Annotated in this window: 2 protein-coding genes; both read left to right on the top strand. The window is 44.6% G+C overall.

All coding sequences use genetic code 11. The annotated features are described in order from the left end of the window. Nucleotides 1–75 precede the first annotated feature (75 nt). The gene (locus ACIFSR_RS34505) at nucleotides 76–405 is read left to right on the top strand and encodes a transposase (RefSeq protein WP_430063745.1); all 330 of its coding nucleotides are present in this window, start codon (nucleotides 76–78) and stop codon (nucleotides 403–405) included. After that, nucleotides 342–1316 carry an IS3 family transposase gene (locus ACIFSR_RS34500; protein WP_430063747.1) on the top strand — a complete coding sequence of 325 codons (975 nt, stop codon included), beginning with the start codon at nucleotides 342–344 and terminating at the stop codon, nucleotides 1314–1316. The genes ACIFSR_RS34505 and ACIFSR_RS34500 overlap by 64 nt, the downstream gene beginning before the upstream one ends. Nucleotides 1317–1369: the final 53 nt, after the last annotated feature.

The following is a 1369-nucleotide window of genomic DNA, read 5'->3' as shown; positions in this document are numbered from 1 at the left end:
CTATATAGCCCCCTAATCCATTTGGACACTCCCACTCCTTTCAGCTACACTAAATTTATGGTGGGGGAATGACCAGTGAAAAGACGATTTAGATGCCCGGTTGAAGCGAAAAAGGAGCTTGTTGTAGAAGTGTTAGCTGGTTACCGTACGGAGGTTGTGGCCAGAAAACACGGTATGTCTCCTAAGACGCTTAGCTGTTGGGTTCGTCAATATCAGGATGAGGTGGGGGAACTTATGGCGAAAAGACATGACGATGAAGATAAACTAAAAAAGGATGCAGCCAAGCTGGAAGCCTTGCAGCTTAAATATGATCAAGCAATAAAACAGCTTGGAGAGAAAGAATTGGAACTAAGCATTCTCAGAGATTTGGTAAAAAAAAAGCACCCAGACTGGAGACAGCGTTAACATGGATTGAGCGAGGCTATCCCGTCCGAACGGTATTGCGCATCTGTGACCTACCTCGTTCAACGTATTACTACCGCCTTCAACATCCAGATCGATGTCATCCTAAAGGAAAAGGGCGTCCAATTCCGGGCTATTCCTATGATAAAAGTGGCAACGTCGTCTTGGATGCTCGCATTAAAGGCTGGCTTCGTGTTCTCATCAAAGGACCTAATGCTGCATTCGGCTACCGTAAACTAACCATCCTATTACGTCGAAAATACCAACTCGTCATTAATAAGAAGAAGATCTATCGACTATGCAAAGAGCTCCAAATCCTTGCTCCTCAGCGAGAGGCAGCGAATCCCGTACCGAAACGAATAGCCAATAACCGTGTAGTGGACGGCCCTAATCAACTATGGCAGCTGGATATTAAATACGGCTATGTAGCTGGTCAACGGCGACACTTCTATCTGGCAAGCATAATTGATGTATTTGACAGAGCCATCATCTCGTATCATCGAGGCAAAGCCTGTAATACGAACGACATAATAACGGTGGTACAAAAGGCGATTTTGAAGCGCGACATCAACGAGCAAGCACACAAATTGGTTGTCCGAACCGACAATGGTCCGCAGTTTATAAGCAAGGCTTTCTATACGTATTGTGAGCAAGCCCCGCTTGAGCACGAACGTATTCCGAACCGTTCACCTAACAAGAACGCCTACATCGAATCGTTTCACAGTATTTTGGAACGGGAATGTTACCAACGTCATTGCTTTGAGACCTACGAAGAGGCATTCAAGGAAGTAGATCGGTTTATCCGTTATTACAACCAAGTCCGTATTCATGGAAGTCTTCAGGATTGGTCGCCTTATGAATATTTACAGATGGTACTTTCTGAAAAACTAAAGCCTCAAAAAATTGCAGTATGATGCGACTGAATAAGAATGAGAGCGAATGTGTCCAAATTTAGGGGGTTAAACCG

This window comes from Paenibacillus sp. NRS-1760 (assembly GCF_050467785.1).
GTDB lineage: Bacteria > Bacillota > Bacilli > Paenibacillales > Paenibacillaceae > Pristimantibacillus.
The sequence above is the reverse complement of the archived record's forward strand: the minus strand, read 5'-3'. Positions and strand labels throughout refer to the sequence as shown.